General features: G+C 44.4%; 1 protein-coding gene. It reads left to right on the forward strand.

Translation table 11 applies throughout. The features are described from left to right. Positions 1-408 (forward strand): helix-turn-helix domain-containing protein (locus tag AB4209_RS20965; protein WP_136977534.1); only part of this gene is annotated, 408 nt, incomplete at its 5' end. Between the last annotated feature and the right edge of the window lie 171 nt (positions 409-579).

A 579-nucleotide genomic window follows, 5' to 3' on the forward strand; every position in this document is an offset into this window, starting at 1 on the left:
CTCGCACACTTTAAAGACGGCCTCTCTCGTACACAAATTGCAAAATCTCTCAAAGTCAGTCGAACCAGTGTCAATAAATGGGTTCGGATTTTTTTTGAAGAAGGCCTAGAAGGACTTCAAGAAAAACCTCGGACTGGTAGGCCTGCATACCTCACCGATGAGCAGCGGGCTCAACTCAGTGCCTTCATAAAAAAAGAAGCTGAATCACCTTCTGGTGGCCGCCTTGTTGGAAGCGATATACATGACTACATCGTTAAACACTTTGACAAGCACTACCACCCTAATTCCATCTATTATCTCCTCGACCACATGGGTTTTTCTTGGATAACTTCTCGTTCCAAACACCCTAAACAATCACAGCAAATACAGGACGATTTTAAAAAAATTCCAAATCGAAACGATCCTTAAGATCCCCGGCCATATTGGGCTAGAGAGTGTTGATGTCTGGTTTCAAGACGAAGCTAGGTTTGGTCAGCAGAACACAACAACACGTCTTTGGGCTACTCGTGGAACGAGACCTCGCGTAGTAAAACAGCAGCAATTTGAATACGCTTATTTGTTTGGCTCAGTGTGCCCATC

Origin of the sequence: Vibrio sp. 10N.286.48.C11, assembly GCF_041469805.1 — a bacterium.
In the GTDB taxonomy this organism is placed as follows: Bacteria; Pseudomonadota; Gammaproteobacteria; order Enterobacterales; family Vibrionaceae; genus Vibrio; species Vibrio crassostreae_C.